The 20904-nt window shown below is 42.5% G+C and carries 19 protein-coding genes; 1 reads left to right on the plus strand and 18 read right to left on the minus strand.

The genetic code is table 11. The features are described from left to right. Nucleotides 1-10: 10 nt before the first annotated feature. The 14 genes from recG to gmk form a co-directional block, all read right to left on the minus strand. Nucleotides 11-2041, minus strand: coding sequence for an ATP-dependent DNA helicase RecG (gene recG, locus EKM67_RS01470; RefSeq protein ID WP_125576554.1), 2031 nt, complete (start codon nucleotides 2039-2041; stop codon nucleotides 11-13). 101 nt (nucleotides 2042-2142) lie between these two features. Continuing rightward, nucleotides 2143-3810 carry a DAK2 domain-containing protein gene (locus EKM67_RS01475; RefSeq protein WP_125576555.1) on the minus strand — a complete coding sequence of 556 codons (1668 nt, stop codon included), beginning with the start codon at nucleotides 3808-3810 and terminating at the stop codon, nucleotides 2143-2145. Nucleotides 3811-3849: 39 nt separating this feature from the next. Further along, complete coding sequence (locus tag EKM67_RS01480) at nucleotides 3850-4218, minus strand: Asp23/Gls24 family envelope stress response protein (protein WP_125576557.1); 369 nt, start codon at nucleotides 4216-4218, stop codon at nucleotides 3850-3852. A gap of 280 nt (nucleotides 4219-4498) precedes the next feature. Continuing rightward, nucleotides 4499-4684, minus strand: coding sequence for a 50S ribosomal protein L28 (gene rpmB / locus EKM67_RS01485; protein ID WP_057823002.1), 186 nt, complete (start codon nucleotides 4682-4684; stop codon nucleotides 4499-4501). A gap of 164 nt (nucleotides 4685-4848) precedes the next feature. Beyond that, entirely contained in the window at nucleotides 4849-5523 is a 675-nt protein-coding gene (locus EKM67_RS01490; RefSeq protein WP_125576559.1) for a thiamine diphosphokinase, read from the minus strand. Between the two features lie 9 nt (nucleotides 5524-5532). Then, nucleotides 5533-6417, minus strand: a complete 885-nt coding sequence (gene rsgA, locus EKM67_RS01495; protein WP_125576561.1) for a ribosome small subunit-dependent GTPase A — start codon at nucleotides 6415-6417, stop codon at nucleotides 5533-5535. 16 nt (nucleotides 6418-6433) lie between these two features. Next, nucleotides 6434-8614 (minus strand): Stk1 family PASTA domain-containing Ser/Thr kinase, encoded by a 2181-nt coding sequence (gene pknB / locus EKM67_RS01500; RefSeq protein ID WP_125576563.1) that lies wholly within the window; start codon nucleotides 8612-8614, stop codon nucleotides 6434-6436. After that, nucleotides 8611-9369, minus strand: a complete 759-nt coding sequence (locus tag EKM67_RS01505; protein ID WP_125576565.1) for a Stp1/IreP family PP2C-type Ser/Thr phosphatase — start codon at nucleotides 9367-9369, stop codon at nucleotides 8611-8613. Before EKM67_RS01505 ends, pknB begins: the two co-directional genes overlap by 4 nt. 13 nt (nucleotides 9370-9382) lie before the next feature. After that, nucleotides 9383-10726 carry a 16S rRNA (cytosine(967)-C(5))-methyltransferase RsmB gene (rsmB, locus tag EKM67_RS01510; RefSeq protein WP_125576567.1) on the minus strand — a complete coding sequence of 448 codons (1344 nt, stop codon included), beginning with the start codon at nucleotides 10724-10726 and terminating at the stop codon, nucleotides 9383-9385. Beyond that, nucleotides 10726-11676: a methionyl-tRNA formyltransferase gene (fmt, locus tag EKM67_RS01515; RefSeq protein ID WP_125576569.1), complete on the minus strand. Its 951-nt coding sequence runs from the start codon at nucleotides 11674-11676 to the stop codon at nucleotides 10726-10728. Before fmt ends, rsmB begins: the two co-directional genes overlap by 1 nt. A 20-nt stretch (nucleotides 11677-11696) precedes the next feature. Further along, entirely contained in the window at nucleotides 11697-14108 is a 2412-nt protein-coding gene (gene priA / locus EKM67_RS01520) for a primosomal protein N' (RefSeq protein ID WP_125576571.1), read from the minus strand. A gap of 23 nt (nucleotides 14109-14131) precedes the next feature. Then, the gene (gene coaBC, locus EKM67_RS01525; protein WP_125576573.1) at nucleotides 14132-15337 is read right to left on the minus strand and encodes a bifunctional phosphopantothenoylcysteine decarboxylase/phosphopantothenate--cysteine ligase CoaBC; all 1206 of its coding nucleotides are present in this window, start codon (nucleotides 15335-15337) and stop codon (nucleotides 14132-14134) included. Between the two features lie 65 nt (nucleotides 15338-15402). Next, the gene (rpoZ, locus tag EKM67_RS01530; protein WP_125576575.1) at nucleotides 15403-15720 is read right to left on the minus strand and encodes a DNA-directed RNA polymerase subunit omega; all 318 of its coding nucleotides are present in this window, start codon (nucleotides 15718-15720) and stop codon (nucleotides 15403-15405) included. A 1-nt stretch (nucleotide 15721) separates the two neighbouring features. Beyond that, a complete protein-coding gene (gene gmk, locus EKM67_RS01535; RefSeq protein WP_125576577.1) occupies nucleotides 15722-16336 on the minus strand; it encodes a guanylate kinase in 615 nt (204 codons plus the stop codon). Nucleotides 16337-16535: 199 nt separating this feature from the next. Between gmk and EKM67_RS01540 the strand changes: the two genes are divergently transcribed. Beyond that, complete coding sequence (locus EKM67_RS01540; protein ID WP_125576579.1) at nucleotides 16536-16877, plus strand: hypothetical protein; 342 nt, start codon at nucleotides 16536-16538, stop codon at nucleotides 16875-16877. A gap of 117 nt (nucleotides 16878-16994) precedes the next feature. On the opposite strand, the gene recN is transcribed toward EKM67_RS01540, so the two are convergent. Genes recN through EKM67_RS01560 form a run of 4 tightly spaced genes read right to left on the minus strand, consistent with a single transcriptional unit; the run spans nucleotide 16995 to nucleotide 20887 of the window. After that, the gene (recN, locus tag EKM67_RS01545; protein ID WP_125576581.1) at nucleotides 16995-18683 is read right to left on the minus strand and encodes a DNA repair protein RecN; all 1689 of its coding nucleotides are present in this window, start codon (nucleotides 18681-18683) and stop codon (nucleotides 16995-16997) included. An 11-nt stretch (nucleotides 18684-18694) separates the two neighbouring features. Then, complete coding sequence (locus EKM67_RS01550) at nucleotides 18695-19150, minus strand: arginine repressor (protein ID WP_125576583.1); 456 nt, start codon at nucleotides 19148-19150, stop codon at nucleotides 18695-18697. 16 nt (nucleotides 19151-19166) lie between these two features. Then, nucleotides 19167-19988: a TlyA family RNA methyltransferase gene (locus tag EKM67_RS01555; protein ID WP_125576585.1), complete on the minus strand. Its 822-nt coding sequence runs from the start codon at nucleotides 19986-19988 to the stop codon at nucleotides 19167-19169. Further along, entirely contained in the window at nucleotides 19985-20887 is a 903-nt protein-coding gene (locus EKM67_RS01560; protein ID WP_125576587.1) for a polyprenyl synthetase family protein, read from the minus strand. Before EKM67_RS01560 ends, EKM67_RS01555 begins: the two co-directional genes overlap by 4 nt. Nucleotides 20888-20904: the final 17 nt, after the last annotated feature.

The raw sequence follows: 20904 nt of genomic DNA on the forward strand, positions 1-20904 counted from the left end.
TGCTCATCCCCTAATCAAAATTTTCGTTATCTTTTAATTCAGACAAATATTGTTTCAGTTGTAAATTCTGCGGTGCTTCTAATTGTGGATCCTCACGAAATAACTCGAGGGCAACTTGATGAGCCGTGACTAGACTGTTATTGTCACCCACTGGATCACCGATTTTAAACTCCGGCAAACCAGACTGCTTATCCCCAAAAATATCACCTTGTCCGCGTAATTTCAAGTCGGCTTCTGCTAAAGTGAACCCATTATTCGTCTGCGTCATGATTTCCATGCGTTTAACTGCCACTTCATTTTGAGGATCGGCAATTAAATAACAGAAGGCTTGTCGATCACCCCGACCAACGCGACCGCGCAATTGGTGCAACGTAGCTAATCCAAATCGATCCGCATTGTATATGATCATAATATTCGCATTGGGCACATCCACACCAACTTCAACGACCGTGGTTGCCACCAACACTTGAATTTCATTACGGTTGAAAGATGCCATGGTTGCCGCTTTTTCATCCGAACTCATTTGACCATGAAGCAAGGCCACTTGATATTTGGGTGCAAAATATTTTGACAACTTTTCGTACAAGTCTTCAGCATTTTGTAAACTCATTTTATCCGACTCACTGATCAAAGGTGCGATCACAAATGCTTGGTCGCCATGATCAAGTTGATTCCGCGTCAATGCCAAGGCTTTGTCAGCTTGATTGATTTTAAGCCAACTTGTCTCAACCGGTCGCCTACCAGCAGGTAATTCATCGATCGTGGAAATATCCATTTCACCATAAGTTGTGATTGCCAAAGTTCTAGGGATCGGTGTTGCAGTCATAGATAAAATGTCAGGATTCAACCCTTTTTCTCGTAGTGAGCGCCGTTGATTCACACCGAAGCGATGTTGCTCATCGATCACGATAAACCCAAGCTTAGCATAATTGATCGTGTCTTGGATCAATGCGTGGGTGCCGATCACAATATTGGCACGACCGGTTTCAATTTCAGTCAGTGAACTCTGCCGCTCGGGTCCTTTCATCGATCCAGTTAACAACGCGACGTGAACTTTCATCGGTGCAAATAATTTAACCAGTTTTTGATAGTGTTGCTCGGCCAAAATTTCTGTTGGTACCATTAACGCCGCTTGATAGCCTGCTGTAACTGCAGCAAACATTGCAAGTGCTGCCACCACTGTCTTACCTGAACCAACATCGCCTTGCAAAAGACGATTCATATGCTGAGGTGATTTTAAATCGGCGCAAATTTCGTTGACCACACGTTTCTGCGCGCCTGTCAGCGCAAAGGGCAATGTCGCAATGAATTCTTTCAGCGAGGGTAAATCGTAAGCTAATTGTAACCCATCATCGACTTGACCATTCGTCTGGCGGACTTGTTGAATCTTGACTTCGAATAAGAAAAACTCCCGAAAAATTGCGGTGCGCCGGGCAGCATCAGATTCCTGAATCGTTTTTGGGAAATGCATTTGCCGCACCAATTCAGAATCCGTTAACAACCGATAATGCTGACGAATATTTTCCGGGACAATATCAATAAGCAATTCGCCGGTTTCTTGATAGGCCGATTGAATCAGCTCGATCAACTTTTTTTGTCGGATCTGTTTATTGACTGAATAAATTGGATCGAGTTCATTTTGCGTGTTTTGCGTGATCACTTTTAAACCAACGACACTTTTACGACTCTCGTTCCATTTGCCGTAGACCGCAATTTCCTCATCTGGCAAGAATTTATCTTTCAACCAAGGCTGATTAAAAAAAGTGACGATCACGACTGTTTGTTCGATCAACAAGCGAACATTGAGGCGAACTTTATGCGGCCCAAAATAACTCACGACGGGTGCACTGATCACAGTCCCTTTAAACAGCGCCTTTTCTTGATCAGCTAACTCCGCCAACGGACGAGCTTGTAAATCGTCGTATCGAAATGGAAAATAAAATAACAGATCTCGGATCGAAAAAATTCCCAATGAATTTAAACCGGTCACTGTTTTCGGACCAACACCTGTCAACACGCCGACTGAGTCATTCAGCCGCATTAAATCACCTCCATAAAAACAGGACCAGACAGAGTTCAAGCACAATTGCTTTCTGCCTCGGTCCCAATTATTGATTCCAACGAACCTATCAATTCAGTTAACTACTCCACCGCGATCAAATATGGATAAACTGGTTGATCTCCTTGATGAATTTCAACCTCGATCTCATCATCAACGGCAGTAACCGCATCAGCGATTTGTTGCGCTTCTTGCTCACTACCCGATTGTCCGATAATAATCGTCACGATTTCACTCTCATCATCCAACATCTTCGTTGCGGTTTCGATCGATGCCTGTAAACGATCCGCATTATCGACAAGAATCTTACCATCAACGATCCCCATAAAATGGCCCTCGTGGATCTGTAAGCCATCAATTTCGGTGTCGCGAATAGCTTCGGTGATTTGACCACTCTTGACCATTGCCAAGGCGTCGGTCATTTCAGCAACATTGCCGTCAATGCTAGATTCAGGATTAAAGGAAAGTAATGCGGTCATCCCTTGAGAAATGGATTTACTTGGGACGATCCCGACTTCCTGCTCAACAACTTCTTGTGCCTGTTTCGCAGCTAATAAAATATTGCCATTATTTGGTAAAACCAAAACTTTTTTTGCGTTGGTTGCCTTGATAGCTTCAGCAATATCTTGCGTGCTAGGATTCATGGTTTGTCCACCACTCAACACATAAGTAACGCCTAAACTACGGAATAATTCTGCCACACCTTCACCAGAAGCAATGGCAACAATTCCCCATTCCTGTGGCCCCTTAACTGGTTGTGGTTCGTCTTTTTCAATAATATTTTCGTGTTGGATCCGCATATTATCAATTTTAATTTTAGCTAGGCTGCCAAACTTCTGACCATAGCCCAAAACTTGTCCCGGATGTTCTGTGTGGACATGGACTTTAACAACTTCTTCGTCAGCAACAACCAGTAAAGAATCGCCTAACTCATTGAGATAGTTGCGGAAAACTTGATAATCAAATTTTTCAGTAGGTTTAGAACCTTGGCCCAATTCAACCATCATTTCTGTACAATAACCAAATTTAATATCGGCCGTCGAAAGTTGACTCTGAACTGATTGATGATGAGTGGCATTGACCATCTCATCCATTTCGGCCTCATCTGGCACGTAAACGTCCTTCTCAGCCGTTTCACCGGTCAGTCCTTCTAGGAACCCTTCGTAAATAAAAACTAAGCCTTGGCCCCCAGAATCGACGACACCGACCTCTTTCAAAACGGGTAATAAATCAGGAGTTGATGCAAGTGCGGTTTTTGCAGTTTCAACCAGCGCCTTAACAACTTCAATAATATCATCGGATTCATTAGCTTTCAGCAGCGCAGCTTTTGCAGCCTCACGTGCAACAGTTAAGATCGTCCCTTCAACCGGCTTCATCACGGCTTGATAGGCAGTTTCAACGCCACCAGTAAAAGCACTGGCCAAATCTTTGGCGTTCAACTTTTCTTTGCCTTCTGTACTCTTCGCAAATCCACGGAACAGTTGAGAAGTGATCACGCCTGAATTGCCGCGGGCGCCCATTAAGAGCCCCTTAGCAAATTTTTTAGTTAATAAACCGACATCTTCACTGTTTGTTTCGTTGACTGCTTTAGCACCGGATTTAACGGTTAAATTCATATTAGTCCCAGTATCCCCATCAGGCACGGGAAAAACATTTAATGAATTGACAAACTCAGCATTACGCCCTAAACGATGGGCAGCAACTCGAATCATATCTTGAAATTGCTTGCCTTGAATTTCTTTTAACTGCACGATTATTTATTCCTCCTGAGAACAATTTGCTGATAATGGCTAATCTAACTCGCCGATTACCTTAACGCCTTGTACAAATACGTTGACTGAGTTTGCTGCCATTCCCAGCATCGACTCAAGATTGTATTTAACTTTATCTTGAACATTGCGACAAATTTCTGAAATTTTAGTACCATAAGCAATGATAATGTAGACGTCAACTGCCACGCCAGAATCTTCCTGGCGCACAACAACACCGCGCGAATAATGCTCGCGTCTCAAAATTTCATTCAAATTATCGCGAATCTGATTCTTACTAGCCATTCCGACGATACCATAAATATCCGTTGCAGCACCACCGACAACTGTGGCAATGACATTATTAGCAATATCGATTTCGCCAAACTTAGATCTAATTTTAACTGCCATGAGTGGCCTCCTATTAGCAATTTAATAACACAACTATACACCTAAATTTATTTTAGCATAGAAAAAAGAGATTTCAAAATAAGAGTGCGGAGCAACACGGGTTGAAATCTACGACTAAGATAACTAAAGCTGAAAATTGGCATTTTAATTTTTTGTTTTAGTTGCTTAGACGCTAGATTTCAGTGTTGCACAGCACGTTTCAATCAGAGTGCAGAATCACAAAAAAAGATCAACCACATAAATTGGCTGATCTTTTTACTGTTCAAAGTTGTTCAGATTATTAGACACGGGTAACTTTACCTGATTTAAGTGCGCGAGCTGAAACCCAAACGCGCTTAGGCTTGCCGTCAACTAAAATACGAACCTTTTGAAGGTTTGGCTTCCAAGTACGGCGAGATGAGTTTAAAGCGTGTGAACGCTTGTTACCAAAACTTGTCTTACGTCCTGTAATAAAATCTTTAGCCATTTGTGAACCTCCTTTGGTTATGTTTTCTTAATAAATCTCACTGAATTAATTTATCATATATAACCACATTTTACAAGCCAAACTTAAAGTTTAATCTGCGTAAATCAAGAATTCTTTAAAAAAATAATCAATTCTAAGATTAGATCTCAAATTAATTAGGCTCGTTAGCAATGATTACAATGTTTGTCTCGACTTAAAATAACAGCCACAATCCCACTCTCAAAACTAAAGTGTGCTGATTTACCGGGCAAAAATTCATTGCTTGACCAAGAAACTGGATAGGCTGCAGAAAAATTGCTCAGCAGATACTTCACTTGCCATAAGTTTAAATTTCTGACAGCCGTCAAATTAACAAAAGCTAAATAACGATAGTCCTTCTGATAATCGAGTATATACTCCCCTGCGCCGTAAAAGTCGATTTGATTTTGCGTATCGATCAATCGAACTTGCCGAAGCCAAGATTGCATTTTCGGATCGGTCATCATAAATAAATTAACGAGCTCATGATCAAGACGACCACCAGTCGCGCCGAAAATATTGACCTGGGTCGCACCGAGATCGTTAAAAGCCGTTGCCACAGCCCACTGCGAATCGGTAAAATCTTTTTCGGCTTGCGCATAACGAACATCGCTGATCGTATTTTCGACCCGTAGCAGCTCTGAAGAATCCAACGAATCATAATCGCCCACCGCAATCTTCGGAACGATCTGTTGATCGAGCAAATAAATATTGCCATGATCAACGCCGATCCAGGTTTCATTTTGTCGTTGTTTCACTTCTGCCGAGGGAATTAAATCCACAGGACCACCTAATAACAAATTAACGACATGTTCACTCATTAGCCTGCCTCAATTCTGCTTTGAAGATTTACGATAAGTTGGTCGCAGATGACTCAACTCTTGGTGTAATTGCAAATAATTATCATAGCGAAATTGTGCGATCTCACCGGTTTCAACTGCTTGTTTAACGGCACAATCCGGTTCTTGAATGTGTTGACAACCGCGGAACCGACAACCAGTACCAATTTTTGCAAACTCTAAAAAATATTGGGTCAGGTCAGTGGGCTCAATTTCACTGAGATCTAGGGAAGAAAATCCAGGCGTATCCGCAATCAGGCCATTATGACCGAATGGATATAAGGTCACCGTTCGTGTGGTGTGCTTTCCTCGATTCAAGCTCGAAGAAATCTCCGCCGTTTCCAACTTTAAATCTGGCAACAAGCGATTCAATAACGTGGATTTACCCGCACCAGACTGTCCCATCACGATCAAGATTTTGTTTGCTGCCAACGTTTCTAATTGGCTCTGACTCTCAGCATCGTTTTGGCAAACCGTGTAACCGATCCGTTCGTATGCCAGCAAGACTTGCTGAATTTCAGTTCGTTGCGTTGCCGACAATAAATCGCCCTTGCTCATGTAAATAACCGCGTCGATTTGATTAGCTGCTAAATATGCCAGATAACGATCCAATAAATTCGTTGAAAAATCCGGTTCAACGGCACTCATCACCACTATAGCAACGTCTAAGTTTGCAACCGGTGGCCGTACCAACGAATTTTTACGCGGCTTTACGGCCAGCAAATAAGCATCCTCAAAATCAACGAGATCGCCAACAATCGGTTTGATTTTTTGCTTGCGAAAATTTCCCCGTGCTCGTGTCCGAATAATTGAACCATCATCAAGCTGTACATCATAGAAGCCACTGATCGATTTAATTATTTTACCTGATTGCATAACTTCCCCACATTCATCATTTAGATACACTCTCTTGAGCGATTTGCGTCCCATCACGAACGATTCGATATTGCGCAGTCGAATCTCCCTTGACTGTAAAATTCAATGTTAGATCAGTGTCTTTACTGATTTCTAACGTCCGATACAGACTGTTGAGATTGTTTTTGTCATCCCCAATATAAACTTGGATCGTATTAGGTGTCGAAGAACTCACGCTTGAACTGGAAGAACTTGTTGCGACCTGATAAGGAATCGTGATCGTCTTTGAAAATGTTGTTTCTTTATTCGGATCTTTTCCCTTAGACACCGTTATCGTCAACGTTGCATCTGGCTCGATACTCGTTCCAGCGGCCGGACTTTGTGACATGACCAAACCACTCGCGATATCATCGGAATAATCTGTCTCAACGAATAGCTTCAAGTTATTTTCAGCTGCATAAGTTTTGGCTTTATCCTGCGTATAACCGCCCGCAACTAGATCAGCCAGTGTGACGTTGGGTTTCCCAGTACTAACCGTTAATTTGATGGTTGTTTCAGCTGCGACAACTTCGGTGCCAGCGGGCAAGCTTTGTGCAATAATATTTCCTGCGTCAACCGTGTTTGAAGTTGCTTCTTCTTTTGTAACGGTCAAACCTTTATTTTCCAAGCTAGTTTGAACGGTCTCATAATCATCATTGACATAGTCTTCCAGTGTCAGCGTTGGTAAACCAGTGCTAACAGTCAACGTGATTGTTGTTTCTTTAGGCACCACTTTTTTACCCTTGGCAATACTTTGCTTGATAATTTCGCCTGCAGAAATTGTCGTGGACGATTTTTCTTTACGTTTGACAATAAACCCGAGTTTGCCTAAAGTTTTGGCAACTGTGTCGTAGCTTTTCTTGCGATAATTACCGAGTGTATAGGTTTGGGCACCTTCACTGATCACAAGTCCTACTTTAGAACCGTTCTTCACTGAACTACTTTTAGCCGGCAAGCTGCGGATCACTAAATCCTTTGCTACCTTATCGCTGTATTCATACTGCAATTTACCAAGTTCCAAATCATTTTTGTCCAAAGCTGTTTTAGCTTCACTTTGCGACATTCCTGCCATATCAGGCACGTCAACATCACGGTTAGTGACGATCAATGCAACAAATATACCAATGACAACTAACAACAAAACACCAATGCCAACAATTAACGGCCAGCGAATTTTCTTTTTTTGCTTAGGTAATTTAGCAGGCTTTTTTGTTGGTGAATCGCTTGATGGTGTTACTTGTTCTTTTGCAGAAAAATCAGCCGGTATTTGCTCATCGAGATGACTCGGCATGATTTTGGTCTCACCTAATAAATCTTGATCGACTACTGGTATAAATTTTGGTTCATTAGCTCGTTCTGGATCCAGACAGGTTTTCAAATCAGCCGACATCTCGTTTGCCGATTGATACCGTTGCTTGGGATCCTTCGCAGTCGCTCTTAAGACGACATTTTCTAATGCTTGCGGAATATCCGGGTTCACGTTACGAATCGACGGAATATCATCGTGGAAATGTTTGAGCGCAATCGTGACGGCTGAGTCTCCCGCGAAAGGAACCTTACCAATCAGTAACTCGTAGAGAATAATACCTAATGCATAAATATCAGATTGTGGTGTCGGCAAACTACCGCGTGCCTGTTCAGGTGAAATATAGTGTACAGAGCCAAGCATGGAATTCGTTTGTGTAACCGACTCATCACTGAGCGCGACAGCAATCCCAAAATCAACAATTTTACTTTGACCATCTTTCGTGATCAAAATATTCTGCGGTTTTAAATCGCGATGTATAATTCCTCTGCTATGCGCCAATTGCACCGCCGAGAGGATCTGAGTCATGATCGAAATCACTTTAGTTAAGGGAAACGGAAACTTTTTTTCAATGTAAGTCTTTAAATTGCTGCCATCAATATATTCCATGACAATATACTGGATGCCACCATCCTCGCCCACATCGTAAACACTCACAATGTTGGGATGTGACAATTCACTAGTTGCTTTAGCTTCCCGCTGAAATCTTCGAATCGTCGCTTGATCATGTTGCAGATCCATTCGTAAAACTTTAACGGCGACTTCACGATGGAGAATGGTATCTTCGGCCACATAAACATTAGCCATACCACCCTCGCCTAATGTATCAAGGATTTCATAGCGGCCAGAAACTAAGTAGCCGCGTTCCATCATTGATCATCTACCTCCGTTGATTGTTTACCAGGTTGCAGTAATAACACACTGATATTATCACGACCACCATTTGCATTTGCCTGTACGATCAAACGTTGAGCGCGTTCTTTTAGAGAAACGCCCTCTGTATTTAAAATTTCTTGAATGGCATCATCGGTCAGCATATTTGTTAATCCGTCACTGCAAAGCAAGAAAAGATCCTCTTGATGCCAAACGTCATTACTAGAATCAGGTTGCACATCCTTTGAGACACCTAAAGTTCTTGTGATGACATTCTTTTGCGGATGGCTACGTGCTTCTTCTGGGCTGATTTTACCGTATTTAACTAACTCATTGACCAACGAATGATCCTCAGTGATCTGCTGCAATTCACCGTGGCGCAGTAAATAACCACGACTGTCACCAATATTAGTGACTAAGTAACGGTTACCACTGATCATGAGTGCAACAAATGTCGTTCCCATCCCAGTTAAATCAGAAAACTTGCTTGAGACATCGATAATACGATTGTTCTCATACGTTAATTCTTTTAATAACCAGTCATTAAGATCAAAGGCAGTCGAAATATCTGTCTCCTTAAAATCATGACCAATTTGAGAAACAGCCATCTCGGAAGCAACATCGCCGCCTAAATGACCACCCATACCATCAGCAACAACTGCAAATACAACGTCGGCCTGATTCTTGAAAGCCGCCACATAATCTTGATTATTCGCGCGTCGTTTACCAATGTCCGTTAAATATACAATATCCATAATTTTGCACCACTCAGTTTATTCGTTTTAAACAAGCTATGAAGAAACCATCTGTCTGATAATCATCCATTAATAATTGAAATAGTTTTTGATCGCCAGTCCAATTAATTTCTTCGGCGGCTTGAACTTTAATTAACTCAAAGTTTGGATGTAGTTGCAAGAATTTTTCAACCACGTCTTGATTCTCGGCCGATAAAATAGTGCAAGTACTATAAACAACTAAGCCATTGACTTTAATTTTACTTGCCATTGCGGATAAAATATCCAATTGAATTTTAGGTAAATTAGCAATCTCTTGCTCTTGTTTGGCATAACGTATTTCTGGCTTGCGCCGCATTAATCCCAAACCAGAACAAGGAGCATCCACTAAAATACGATCAAAATAGTCGTCTTTAAATTCTTTGTCTACCAGTCGCGCATCCAACGCCTTGGTCACAACTCGATCAGCAACACCCATCCGCTGAGCGTTATCAGCCACTAAATTCAGTTTATTCTGATGAATGTCTAAGGCAATGACACGCCCACCAGAATGAGCTTCCAAATAACTGGCAATGTGTGTTGTTTTACCACCGGGTGCTGAACAAGCGTCCAAAACTTGGTAACCAGGTTTAAGCTGCAGACTTGGTGCGACCAACATTGAGCTCTCATCTTGAACGGTCAATTCACCCTGTTGGAACTGGGTCTGTTGCGCAAAATTGCCGCCTTCAGCGGTAATCCCAAATGGACTTAACTGACTAGGCTTCAAATCGGGTAACTCATCACCTAGCTCAGCTAACAAATCTTCCCGAGAAATCTTCTCGGTATTTACACGCGCCGCTGCACGTGGAGGCTGATTAACTTGTTCGAGCATTGACTCACAGCGTTCAAACCCATATTGAGCAACCAAACGGTGTGTCAACCAAAGCGGCATACTGTGCGTAATGCTCAACCGTTGCTCATCGTCTTGAATCAGTTGATAATCCTGTTCACCATTGCGTTGAACATGGCGTAAAACAGCATTGACCAGTTTTGTATAGCGACCATGGTCACGTGTCTTGGCAATTTCATTGGCTTCATTCAAGATCGCGTGCGCTGGTACCTTATCAAGGAAGAACATCTGGTAAAGCGATACGCGTAATAAAACCTTGATCCACAAAGGGAGATCTTCTGGGTGCTTCACAAATGCTTTCCAATTATAATCCAAGCGCAATTGCCACTGAATCGTGCCGTAAACCAGTCGAGTCACTAAATGACGATCAACTTCTGACAAGTCTTCACTTTGCAATAAATGATTTAAACTTAAATTGGCATAACGATGTTGTTTTTCGATGCCTTCTAGTAAGGTAACTGTTAAATATCGTGCTGATTTTTTTCGCATTAAGCTTCAACCACCATTTGACCAGCGACTAATTCGCGGCCATTCCCATTCATAAAATCACTAACTGAAACTTTATTTTTACCTGACAGTTGTAAACTATCGATGGCCCAAACTGAACCCGAGCCTGCAGCCAACCATAAATTCTTTTTGTCAGCTTTGACAACGTGTCCTGGCTCCAAACTCGTCGACAGGTCTGCTGGATGACTCGCCCAAATCTTGACGCGCTGATCATCTATAACTAAATAGGCAACTGGATCTGGATTCAACGCCCGAACTTTATTCGTTAATTGTAAGGCGGTTAAATTCAGATCAAGTTTTTCTTCTTCGGCAGCAATATTAGGTGCAATCGTGACCTTGTCTGGATCTTGAGGCACTTTCACCATTGAACCAGCAATAATTTTTGGCAAGGTTTCTAGTAATAAATCACGGCCGGCCAAACTTAATTTAGCAAAAACATCTGCACTCGTGTCTGTTGGTGTGATCGGTACCTTGACTTGACTGAACATATCGCCGGCATCCATCTTGGCAACCATTTCCATGATAGTTACACCAGTTTCGGTGTCACCATTCATGATTGCGCGCTGAATCGGCGCACCACCACGATATTGTGGCAGGAGCGAGCCATGTACATTGATCGGCATAATTTTTGCTGCCGCCAATAATGACTTCGGTAAGAATTGACCAAAGGCAGCCGTTACGATCAAATCTGGTGTCATTGCAATTAACTGCGCCAATTCGTCGCTCTTCGTTAATTTTGCAGGTTGATAGATGGGCAAGCTTAACTGCTGTGCCGCAACTTTTACTGGAGATGCGGTTAGAACTTGTTTGCGCCCGATCGGTTTATCTGGTTGGGTCACAACTGCTAAAACTTGATAGTCGGCATTACTTACTAATGCTTGTAATATTGGAACAGCAAACTCGGGGGTACCCATAAATAGGATTGTTGTCATTGTTGAGCTCCTTAATCGAATTACATAAACTGTAGTGGTTCGCGATCAATGCGTAGTTGAAAACCTTGACTACTTTTTCCTTGCATCTTCATTATAAGTGTCTGCAACGCTGCTAGCAAACGTGGTTCGTTTTTATACTTGATGATCAATTGATAATAATATTGATTGTTGACCCGCGTGATCATTCTTGGCGTTGGTCCTAAAACGATTGCTTCGGGAGATAATTGAGGTTGGAGCCAGCGCTGGATTTGGTAAACTTTTTTGACTGCCTGATCTTCTTGGCGATGATTGACCGAAATCAAGATCGTATAAAAATATGGTGGATAGCCACCTTGATGACGTAGGCGCATCTCTTGTTGATAAAAGGTTTCGTAATCCTGCCGAGCTGCCAATTGAATCGCGTAATTATCAGGGTTAAAAGTTTGAATATAAACCTCGCCCAGTTTTTCGGCACGTCCTGCACGACCACTGACCTGTGTCAACAATTGAAAAGTTCGTTCACTCGCGCGAAAGTCCGGCAAGCTCAACGAAGTGTCTGCGTTAATCACTCCGACTAAAGTAACGTCAGGAAAATCAAGACCCTTAGCAATCATTTGCGTGCCTAATAAAATATCGGCTTCGTGACGACCAAATTTAGAAATGATCTGTTGATGACCACCCTTGTGAGAAGTGGTATCAACATCCATTCTTAATATACGCGCTTCTGGGAAAATTTCCTGAATTTCTTGTTCAACTTTTTGAGTCCCTGCCCCATAATCACGAATATTATGACTGTGACAGGCTGGACATTCGTTTGGGATAGGCTCTTGATGTCCACAATAATGACACTTTAAGGCGTGGATGTCTCGATGCAATGTTAACGAAATATCACAATTAGGGCACTTGATTACATTACCGCAATCGCGACACATCACGAAGTTGGCATAACCGCGTCGATTTAACAATAAGACACTTTGTTCATGTTTGTCCAAACGTTGCTTGACTTCTTCGATTAATTTCAACGATAGATCAGTCTTGCCGGAAACTTTTTTAGCTTGGCGCATATCGACAATATTGACCGTGGGCATTTGAATATCATTAGGTCGTTTAGTCAAACGCAACAGTTGATAACGGCCCTTCTGTGCTCGCGCACGCGATTCTAGCGACGGCGTGGCACTTCCTAATACCACTGGGCAATGATACGTCTCCGCACGCTTCTGAATCACATCACGGGCATGATAACGTGGCATATCATCTTGCTTATAGCTACCTTCATGTTCTTCATCCATGATCATAATGCCAATATTGGTCAGCGGCGCGAATGCAGCCGAGCGTGCGCCGACAACAACCGTCGCTTCACCACGCTCGATCCGCCGCCATTCATCATAACGCTCGCCAACAGAGAGCCCACTATGTAGCACGGCAACCTTACCAGGGAAACGACTTTGAACACGTTCGACCATTTGTGGTGTCAATGAAATTTCTGGAACCAACATCAACGCTGTCTTACCAAGATGTAAGGCATAAGCCATCGCATCTAAATAAACTTCGGTCTTACCGCTTCCAGTCACACCCTCTAACAAGAAAGTTTGATTTTGTTTTTGTTGAATGGCACCGATAATCGCATCATAAGCAGCTTGCTGTTCATCAGTCAAGACTTGTTTGGGTGCAATCACCGAGCCTGATTCAGGTTGGCGGTAAATTTCAACACTTTCGGACTTTAACCAACCTTTTTTGACGGCGTTATTTAAAGTTGCCGTACTTAACTCTGGTAATTTGGTGACCCAACTATGCAGATTGCCGCTGAAACTCGGCGAAACACTGAGAAAAGTCAATAACTGGATTTGCTGAACCGCATTCGCTCGTGCATGTCCACGAAGTTGCTCATATTCTGCAGATTTCAAAATACCAGTATAATTTTTCTCTTGTTTAATCTTCGTGCGTTGAGAAATCTGATACTCAATTCTTAATTGCTGGGCACGCTCTAGTCGCTTGATTTCTGCTAGCAATGAAGGCTCAATTTTATCGGGGATCAGACCGCTGTCATCGCTATCTAGCAACGTATTTAACGGATCGTCTGTTGCTAATGGCGTATTCAAGTAAAAGCGGCGTTGATAATTAGCTCGTAGTGCGCTCGGCAACATTGTCTGCAAACAACTGATCAGAAACGAGAACGTATCGGTTGCTAGCCAATCAGCCAATGACAACATTTCCGAATTCAAGACAGGATCAAGATCTAAAATTTGCGCAATCGGTTTTAACTTGCCAGAAAATTCAGAATGATCTACCGTATGCCAAATAAATCCCTGTCGTAAATGTCCCGCGCATCCAAAAGGAACCAAGACGCGCACGCCAGGGATGGCAATATCTTCTAACTCTTGCGGAATTTCATAATCAAAAGGGCGATTTGTTTGCTGAGCAGGAATATCAATGATTACCTGTGCAACTGTCATATAAACCCTCCAAACTTATTTATCTAAAGCCGTTCGTTGATTTCTTGAATGATTCGCAGCGCCATTTCTTGCTTGCTCATCAATGGAATTTCAATCGTCGTACCATCTTTAAAAAACATCGTGCCGGAATTTTCATCGGCGTTGAAACCACCAGTGGATCGACCAACTTGATTGGCAATAATCAGATCTGCGTTCTTAGCGGTTAACTTTTTAAGTGCATTGGCATGTAAGTTTTCAGTCTCGGCCGCAAATCCGGTGAGAAATTGATGTTTCTTCTGCTTGCCCAACCCAGCTAATATGTCTGGATTTTTAATGAGCTGTAAATTTAAATCATCTTGACCAGCAACTTTTTTGATTTTTTGTGTGGCTGGGTTCGCAACTCGAAAATCTGCCGGTGCGGCTGCCATGATCACCACATCTGTCTCATCAAAATGAACCGCCACGGCTGCTTGCATTTGCGCGGTCGTCTTAACCGTTTCAACTTTGACCTCACTCATCACCATCATCGCTGGACGCGTCGTCACTAAAATAACGTCAGCACCTAACAGACTGGCTGCATTGGCAAGATCGGTGCCCATTTTACCTGAAGAACGATTACTGATGTAGCGAACCGGATCAATCGACTCTTCGGTCCCACCTGCAGTCACCACAAATTTTTTATTTTGCAAAACTTGCGGATGCGAATAGCGGTAGAAAGCCTGAAAGACGAGTTCAATAATCGTTTCTGGTTCCGGCAAACGTCCTTTAGCTGCGTAGCCTTCAGCAAGAGGCCCCACTTCGGGTGAAAAAATCTTGTATCCACTTTCGGCAAGCTGGTACAAGTTTCGTTGCGTTGCATGTTGACCATACATCACATCATTCATCGCGGGAAAAATATAGACTGGTTTATCGGACGCCAAAACTGCCGTCGTCGCCAAACTATCAGCCATACCAGTCGCAATCTTTGCAAGGGTATTGGCAGTTGCGGGTGCAACCACGATAAAATCTGCCCATAATGGCAAGTCCAAATGAGTCAATTCGGCGATGTTTTCAGATAAATATTCATCATCGTAAACCACACTTTGGCTAACGGTTGCGAGCGTTTTGACCGTGACAAAATTAGTTGCATTCTGGGTGACAATAACCTTAACCTGCGCGCCCTGTTTAATGAACAAACGGATCAATTGGGGCATTTTATATGCCGCAATGCCACCAGTAATAATTAACAAAACTTTCTTGCCAGAGAACATCTCAATCACCTCAATGAAAAAATAGCCTTCTGAAAACTCACAACGAGTTGAGAAGGCTCCAAAAATTATTTGTTTTCTTGAGAATCGTCAGACTTTTTATCCGTCTTTTTTGAATCATTGTTTTTATCTGCTTCTTCTTGCGACTTTTCTTGATCGATTGCTTCCGCATCTGCTTCTTTCAAGTTAGAATTGGGATCGATCGTGATCTTGCCATTTGCAATTTCTTCTAATGCCATTCCCACAGTTTTTGAAGATTTGTAATCATCTAACATTTCAAAAGAGCCAGTCTCAAGTTGATGAGCGCGTTTCGCAGCTAAAATTGCCAATGAATAACGTGAATCAACTTTATCTAATAATTTATCGATTGATGGATATGAAATCATTTTAGTTATCTCCTAACATCTTTTGATATGAGCCTAGCACTCGAGCAACCCGCAAATGTTCACTGCCGATGATCTGCTCGATCCGTTGTACCGCTGAGTCTACTTTATCATTAACGACGACATAATCATAATTAGTCATCAAATTAATTTCCTCTCGCGCCTTGATCATTCGTTTCTGGATCGTTGCAGAATCGTCAGTCCCCCGTTTTTCGATGCGTTGTTGGAGGCTATGCAGATCTGGCGGCGCTAAGAAAATAAACACGCCGTCACTGACCTTACTGCGAACTTGCATGGCACCATTCACTTCGATCTCTAACAGGACATCTTGTCCCTCATCCAACATCTGGTTAACGTACTTCAAGGGCGTACCGTAATAATTATCAACGTACTGAGCATACTCAAGCATACCACCATTGGCGATTTCATTCTCGAATTCGTCCTTGGTCACGAAGAAATAATCAGATCCGTTAACTTCACGAGCGCGTGGTTTGCGCGTCGTCATCGAGATCGAGTATTTAAACTGTTGCCCATATTTTTTGACCATGGCCTGACGAACAGTTCCTTTGCCAACACCAGAGGGTCCAGATAAAACGATCAACATTCCTTTTTCAGACATTAAAAAAGCTCCTAAACAAATCACTTAATAGATATATAATGCCTTTTTTTACAACTTTTTTCAAGTGTTATCTTGCTTCGCACCAACAAACAGGTATTACATTTCTCGCGAAATCAAAAAAATATTTTTAATTTCGCTTGCATTTTGAACAGATGTTCGTATAATTAAGAGTGCAAACAGATGTTCGGAGGAAAATAAAATGACAGCAATTAAACAACTCACTCACCAATTAACTCATCAATTTAAATCATTTTTTGACTTGGATTTCGAAACACCAACGCCAATTGCAACAACCGACAATACGCCAGAGTTAGCAGATTTTGATCGTGCCGTCTTGGAAGGCGAAATTAAAAAATTACAGAATACAAGTCAAATTGTTTCACTACAAATTAAAAATCCCGCGGCGCCTGCAAACGCCACTCAATTTTTGATCGGTCGTTTCAAGCGAACGAAAGACCAACATACTTTTATTTTCGAGCTCAGTGATAGTAACATGATCCAGATTATTCAAGTCGACCAAATTGTTAAGATTGCCGCGTAAGCTTCACTTGATCTAAACATTAAATAAAAAATAAAGCGTTAATTATCTTTGTTAGTTATTCTCTTTCTGAATTTCAGATCGAATTCAACTAATAATGATAGTTGACGCTTTTTTGTTTTAGTTTTGTTTGGCTTCATCTGCTTGGCGCAGTAATTCAGCGGCATGCTCTTCAGCCAGTGGCGTGACTTCCTTGCCAGCAATCATCTTGGCAATCACATTAGTCCGTGCCTCACCTGTCACTGGCGCCAATGTCGTCGTGGTTCGACCGGCATGTATTTTCTTTTCGATTAAATATTGATGATCGCTCATGGCAGCGACTTGTGGTAGATGCGTGATGCATAGCACCTGCGACCGACGGGCAATCAGACTGATTTTGTCAGCGATTGCCTGAGCAACGCGGCCACTGACGCCGGTATCAACTTCATCGAAAATGATACTCGTGACCCCTTCGCCCTGGGCAATGATCGTCTTGATGGCCAACATGATTCGTGACAATTCGCCACCCGAAGCAATTTTAACGAGTGGCTTCAAAGACTCCCCAGGATTAGTCTGTAAATAAAATGCGACTTGATCTTGACCGGTGCGGGTGAAATCAGTTGAATGTTTTTGAAAATTGACTTGGAAAACAGCCTTATCCATATACAATGAGCGTAATTGTTCATGAACTTTTTTCTCTAGCTGACTGGCAACTTTCTGGCGAACACGTGTTAATTGTTCCGCTTGTTGACCCAAAGTTTTCGTTACATCTTGGAATTCAGTTTCGATTTTATCGGACTCATCGGTTAGATGGGCCATCTCATCATGCTCTACTGAAATTTTCGTGAAGTATGCTGTTACGTCAACTAATTCGGGGCCATATTTACGCTTGAGGTTACCTAAAACTTCGAGTCGCTGTTCGATTTCATTAAGCCGAGCATCATCGTATTCAAGCACGTCTAGCTGATCTTGAACATTGGAGATCACATCTTGTAAGGTGTAATAAGCACTATTTAAATTCTCCGAAATAGCCTGATAGTCTTTACTCAATGTCGAGATATTTTCTAGTTCAGTCATGGCGATCCCGCTGAGATCCAGCGCGTTGGCATCACCTTCGCTTAAAACGGTCAACGCTTGCTGCAACGCCTGATTGATTTTTTGAAAATTGCTTAATCGATCGCGTTCCTGCTCCAGTTGTTCATCTTCATTGGGTTTCAGATTAGCCGCACTAATTTCTTCGATCTGATATTTCAACATGTCTAATCGTTGCGCATAAGCTTGTTCATTGGCATTTTTATCGGCTAATTGTTTTTTCAGATGGCGATATTTCTGATAAGTTTCTTGGTAAGTCGTCAAAATTGGCGTGATCGTCTTCTGCCCATATTGATCGAGAATAGCCAGATGATGATCCGAATTCATTAGCTCTTGATGTTCATTCTGTCCGTGAATATCGACCAACTGTTCACCAACTGCTCGCAGAATTGCCGTAGTCACAATTTTATTATTCACACGACACACATTGCGGCCATTATGACTGAGTTCGCGCTCAAGCAGAATATTTTTACCGTCCAAATCGATGTCGTTGGCGGTCAAAATTTCTAATAAAAGTGGGTTTTTATTGATCACAAATAAGCCTTGAACGTCTGTTTTCTTAGCACCCGTTCGGATGAAATCGCTCGAACCGCGACCACCAACTAACAGGCCCAGGGCATCGATAATAATCGATTTACCTGCGCCTGTTTCACCGGTCAAGACCGTCATTCCCAGCTCGAAATTGACCTCTAAGCGTTCAATTATTGCAAAATCTTTGATCATTAGACTTGCTAACATCATTGACCTCCTTAACCCAAGACCGACGCTAATCTTGCCCAAACGGCGTCGACTGCCGCACTATCTTTTTTGATGATCAGCAAGGCACTATCATCCGTCGGAATCACCGCGAAAATTTCTGGCCACCGTCGTTGTTTGATGGCGTTGGCAATCACACTACCACTACCGGGCAAAGTTTCCACGTTGATCAGATTATCCTGCCGAGAAATCTGTGCGTTAGCGTCGTTAAGCAAAGTGTGAAAAGCATCGGTTCCTTGATTGTCTGGTCGCGTTTGTGGCAATCGATAAACAAACTCGCCGTTTTGAGCGACTTTGATCAAATGTAATTCGCTGATATCCCGCGAAATCGTTGCTTGAGTGATCTGGTAGCCCTTTTTGGCCAGATAAGCGACTATATCACTTTGACTATTGATTGTCTGTTCTAGAATTGCCTGCTTAATCAGCTGATGTCGTAATTGTTTATCCATCTTCGCATACCCCTAATTATTTTGCCAATAGAACTTGCCACGCATCATCCACGACTTTTTTGACATCGAACGATGATTCGTACGTGCTTGTTATATCTGCTGTCAGTTTAAAATACGCTAAAAATTCAATATTCCCTGAACCACCCGTGATTGGTGAAAAATCTAAGCCACAAACTTTGAAACCAGTTTTTTCGGCGAAAGTTAAGATCTTGTTCAAAACGGCCTCGTGAACTTTTCGATCACGAACGATGCCGTGCTTGCCGACCGATTCACGTCCGGCTTCAAATTGCGGTTTGATCAACGCGACTAGCCCACCATTTGGTTTTAAAATTTTCGTCAGTGGTGGCAAAATCAATTCTAGAGAAATGAACGAAACATCCGTCACCGCAAAATCAGGCATACCTAAATCAAAATCTTCAGGCTTACTGTAACGAAAATTCACACGCTCCATCACTTTAACGCGCTCGTCTTCACGCAATTTCCATGCCAATTGATTATAACCGACATCTAAGGCATACACCATTTTGGCGCCGTTTTTTAAGGCAACGTCGGTAAAACCACCCGTTGACGCACCGATGTCGAGCAACAATAAATCTTTTAAGTCGATCTGAAAAGAATCGAGTGCCTTGGCCAATTTGAAGCCACCGCGAGAAACGTAGGGATTGGTCTGTCCTTTAACACGCAAAGTAATCTCAGGATCGATTTTTTCTCCAGGTTTGTCCAAGCGCTCTTCGTTTTTCCCGACGACTTGACCCGCCATCACGGCTCGTTTTGCCTGTTCTCTAGAAGTAAATAGGCCTTGCTGAACTAACAAAATATCTACGCGTTCTTTTTTCACGATTCACGTTCCTTATCAAAATAACTTAAAAAGCTTAGTAGTAGCGACGGATCAAACTGAGTCGTTGTCGAAAGCGACGTCAGACTTGTACGTGCTGCCGAAATTTCTTGTTTTAACAGTTGTGTGGCTGGTTTTATGCCTAATAATTCCGGATAAGTGTTTTTTCCGGCGGCTTCATCCTTGTGGACTTGCTTACCCAACGCTTGTTCAGTACTCGTGAGGTCTAACAAATCATCATAGATTTGAAAAGCAACCCCAAAGTGCTGACCAAATATTTGTAGTGCGGTCTGTGTTGGCGGATCCAGTTGCAATTTAATTGCAGCCATTTGTAAAGGCGCAGTTAGCAAAGCACCAGTTTTTAAGGCATCTAAATTTTGCACATCGGCCAACTGATCCAGTTTTTTACCTGTTTGCTCAATATCGATCGCCTGTCCTGCAACCATCCCAGTTGGACCACTCGCCGTAGCTAAAGTACCGATCATTGCTGTCAGCGCGGTTGCCGAAATCGATGCCGTTGCTAACCACTGAAAAGCCAACGTTAATAATCCATCGCCAGCAAGTATGGCCATCGCTTCGCCAAACTGCTTGTGATTTGTCAATTTTCCGCGACGATAATCGTCATTATCCATCGCGGGCAAATCATCGTGGATCAGCGAATAAGTATGGATCAGTTCGATCGATCCCGCGACCGTTAAATCTGATTGCGGATCGATCTGACCGAACGTTGAAATTGTTGCTAAGTATAATAATGGCCGCAGCCGTTTGCCACCGGCCATTAGCGAATAGCTCATGCTTTTAGCAAGTGTGGGTTGTGAAACATCTTGGCCAACTTGTGTTTCAAGAAACGCGTTCAACGTTGGCACCCACTGTTGACTAAATGAGATCAGTTTTTCATCCATTAAAAAATCTCCTTAGC

Source organism: Lapidilactobacillus mulanensis, assembly GCF_003946215.1.
Taxonomy (GTDB): domain Bacteria; phylum Bacillota; class Bacilli; order Lactobacillales; family Lactobacillaceae; genus Lapidilactobacillus; species Lapidilactobacillus mulanensis.

Coding starts and splice junctions, on each gene's coding strand:
- EKM67_RS01505 (WP_125576565.1), bottom strand. CDS start 9,369: ATGGATATTGTATATTTAACGGACATTGGTAAACGACGCGCGAATAAT.
- EKM67_RS01540 (WP_125576579.1), top strand. CDS start 16,536: ATGACAGCAATTAAACAACTCACTCACCAATTAACTCATCAATTTAAA.
- EKM67_RS01550 (WP_125576583.1), bottom strand. CDS start 19,150: ATGGATAAACAATTACGACATCAGCTGATTAAGCAGGCAATTCTAGAA.
- rsgA (WP_125576561.1), bottom strand. CDS start 6,417: ATGCAATCAGGTAAAATAATTAAATCGATCAGTGGCTTCTATGATGTA.
- EKM67_RS01560 (WP_125576587.1), bottom strand. CDS start 20,887: ATGGATGAAAAACTGATCTCATTTAGTCAACAGTGGGTGCCAACGTTG.
- priA (WP_125576571.1), bottom strand. CDS start 14,108: ATGACAGTTGCACAGGTAATCATTGATATTCCTGCTCAGCAAACAAAT.
- recG (WP_125576554.1), bottom strand. CDS start 2,041: ATGCGGCTGAATGACTCAGTCGGCGTGTTGACAGGTGTTGGTCCGAAA.
- coaBC (WP_125576573.1), bottom strand. CDS start 15,337: ATGTTCTCTGGCAAGAAAGTTTTGTTAATTATTACTGGTGGCATTGCG.
- gmk (WP_125576577.1), bottom strand. CDS start 16,336: ATGTCTGAAAAAGGAATGTTGATCGTTTTATCTGGACCCTCTGGTGTT.
- EKM67_RS01490 (WP_125576559.1), bottom strand. CDS start 5,523: ATGAGTGAACATGTCGTTAATTTGTTATTAGGTGGTCCTGTGGATTTA.
- rsmB (WP_125576567.1), bottom strand. CDS start 10,726: ATGCGAAAAAAATCAGCACGATATTTAACAGTTACCTTACTAGAAGGC.
- pknB (WP_125576563.1), bottom strand. CDS start 8,614: ATGATGGAACGCGGCTACTTAGTTTCTGGCCGCTATGAAATCCTTGAT.
- fmt (WP_125576569.1), bottom strand. CDS start 11,676: ATGACAACAATCCTATTTATGGGTACCCCCGAGTTTGCTGTTCCAATA.
- rpmB (WP_057823002.1), bottom strand. CDS start 4,684: ATGGCTAAAGATTTTATTACAGGACGTAAGACAAGTTTTGGTAACAAG.
- recN (WP_125576581.1), bottom strand. CDS start 18,683: ATGTTAGCAAGTCTAATGATCAAAGATTTTGCAATAATTGAACGCTTA.
- rpoZ (WP_125576575.1), bottom strand. CDS start 15,720: ATGATTTCATATCCATCAATCGATAAATTATTAGATAAAGTTGATTCA.
- EKM67_RS01480 (WP_125576557.1), bottom strand. CDS start 4,218: ATGGCAGTTAAAATTAGATCTAAGTTTGGCGAAATCGATATTGCTAAT.